This window comes from Gilliamella intestini (genome assembly GCF_900094935.1).
GTDB classification, from domain to species: Bacteria; Pseudomonadota; Gammaproteobacteria; order Enterobacterales; family Orbaceae; genus Gilliamella; species Gilliamella intestini.
The window spans coordinates 1-2,403 of sequence record NZ_FMBA01000089.1; the positions used below are offsets into that span (position 1 = coordinate 1).

Annotated in this window: 4 protein-coding genes and 1 pseudogene; all 5 read right to left on the reverse strand. The window is 33.5% G+C overall.

What is annotated here, in order from left to right:
* Positions 1 to 214: 214 nt before the first annotated feature.
* Positions 215 to 484, reverse strand: a complete 270-nt coding sequence (locus tag GA0061080_RS12065) for a DUF8617 domain-containing protein (protein WP_091126138.1) — start codon at positions 482 to 484, stop codon at positions 215 to 217.
* Position 485: 1 nt separating this feature from the next.
* Positions 486 to 974 (reverse strand): CdiA C-terminal domain-containing protein, encoded by a 489-nt coding sequence (locus GA0061080_RS12850; RefSeq protein ID WP_209435845.1) that lies wholly within the window; start codon positions 972 to 974, stop codon positions 486 to 488.
* Between the two features lie 9 nt (positions 975 to 983).
* Positions 984 to 1,100: pseudogene (locus tag GA0061080_RS12680) on the reverse strand (RHS repeat-associated core domain-containing protein); the annotation flags it as partial.
* 142 nt (positions 1,101 to 1,242) lie between these two features.
* Positions 1,243 to 1,674, reverse strand: a complete 432-nt coding sequence (locus GA0061080_RS12075; RefSeq protein WP_091126146.1) for a hypothetical protein — start codon at positions 1,672 to 1,674, stop codon at positions 1,243 to 1,245.
* Positions 1,675 to 1,689: 15 nt separating this feature from the next.
* A partial coding sequence (locus GA0061080_RS12080) for an RHS repeat-associated core domain-containing protein (protein ID WP_141683171.1) occupies positions 1,690 to 2,403 on the reverse strand: 714 nt, incomplete at its 5' end.

The following is a 2,403-nucleotide window of genomic DNA, read 5'->3' on the forward strand; positions in this document are numbered from 1 at the left end:
CCCTGAATCACTTCACTAACACACTCACCCCACCAGTAGTAATCTGTCTGCTGCCCATCAGGGGAAATCAGAGTTGAGAGCTTATTAAGGTAGTGGTTTGATGTATTGGGCTTTTATATCGGTAGCTTTGTTATGATTGATGCAAAACCAAAGCTATCGGTTTTTAAAGTTAACATACTATATTGATTAATAAATAAAATTTTATCTATTTTGTTTATTTGACTTCTTTGACATAAGAATCGAATAGATTTGAATCTTCATCACTTTGTAATAAAATGCGCCCACACGATGGACATTTATAAGCGTCTTTTCTAAATTGGTTATAATAATTAAAAAAATCATCACAACTAAATTTAGTACCAGTTTCATCCCATTTTACTAACAAATCTCCCAATACTTTTTGAGGAATAAAGTCATGTAAAAAATCTTCCTCCATTGTTCTTGCAACCATCACATACCCACAATTACACGCTAATTTAGACATTTTACTCTCCATTTATGGGACGATCAAACCGATGGATCTGTCCTTTTGAATCTTGAAAGAATATTGTATTTATATTCTTCACATTTGGTTTCCCCCAAACTCTTGAAGCAATAGTATTAATATTTTTACCAACTAAATTAATTTGTAGTAGAACAGATGATGCTTGGGAATCTTTCTTTTCAATAGATGAAATTATATTTTTCATATTTGTCGTTCTTGGGGTATAAACATCTACTCGTCCAATGCCATTAACATAAAGATCAGATGTCCTTAAATTCGGGACTCCTCTATCTGAAGCTGTGGCTCTATAAGTAACATCATACCCTTGTTCAGCAAATTTTTGACCAGCTCTTAATTCATTAGCATCTGGTTTTGCTAATGGTTCATAAGTGACTTTTCCTTGTCGAACCGCAGGTAAATTGCTATTTCCAGATTGATTAGTTCTTTTTCCAGCAATCCCTTCAAACCCATTATTTTCAACCTTAATCAACCCTAACGGATCAACCCAATTTATCGGATCACTACCAGCATATTGGTAACTATTTAAGCCACCCAGTATACCGAGCGGATCTTGGGTGATATACCTGCCTGTAAATGGGTCGTAATAGCGGTTTAGGTTGTAATATAATTAGTTTATTAATCATATCCCCTCGAAACACAACAAATTATCAGGGATATGTATTTATGTTTTCATTCAATCAGAATTAGTCGCTTAATTCTATTGAATTATTGCAGTTGACATATGAGGAACAAACATTTTATTTAGTTTCAATATAATTTCCTACTTCACCTGTAATAGGATCAACACTAAATCGATAAGTAATTAATGATTTATCAAATAAAAAGTAAATAATGTTGTCATAAAAATAAAGACTGTGAATATAGTTGATTTTATCTCCTTTTTGTTCATAAACTAATTTTTTCACATCCCATTTTATTGTTCCAATATTTTCTATAATATAAGCATTATTTGTTTTTTCATCATAAATAGATTCAATAACAGCAATACAACAAAAAGGCTCTAATATGATGCTTCTTATGCCATATTTATTTACAATTTTATGGGATTTCCCTTCATATATCCATCCAATTGTTGTTGGTACAATATCAGCTTCATGCCAAATTTCATCGGGCTTTATATCATTAATATTTTTTTTAGCTATTTCATAAAATTGTTGTATTTTTTTCATATCAATATTCCTTTATTAGTTAATTACTTTGGGTTTTCCTACAGAAGTAATTAATTTATTAATTTCATCACGGGTTAGTAATATTTGTAACTGAGAACCTCCTCCGGGATAAATTACCCCTTTATAAATTTGTGGACCTACTGTTCCAACCTGTACTCTTACTCCTTCAGGAATATAGATCTTTTGAACATGTGAAATTACACTTTTAAATTGAGGAGTAACAGCTAAATTATTTCTCACAAAATCAACACCAGTGATATTTTCTGTTGTAGCCCAAGAACCCAGCCCCCACTGACCTGAAGCTTGTTCTGGGCTCAAAGCCATTTCAGCATACATCCCTCCCTCAGGTACGATGATAGATTCTATTTCAGTTCCGGGCATCCATGGATTTTCCATTTTCTTTTCTAAAAGCAATGGTAATTTCTCTGTTTGTCCCGGCATCCCTTTAAATCCTAGCGGATCAACCCAGTTAACAGGATTAGGACAATATTGGTATAAGTTGGTACCACCCATTAACTTAATTGGATCTTGAGTAATATATCTACCTGTAAATGGATCATAATAACGGTTTAGGTTGTAGTGAAGTCCTGTCTCCTCATCATAATATTGCCCTTGGAACCTTAGCGGGTTATCTGGCAGGGCGTGAAAATCGTCTTGATGGTAGGTTTCGTTTATTATCTGCCCATAGGCATTATACTGGCATTCATAGAGCGTGTCACCCATGTTGCT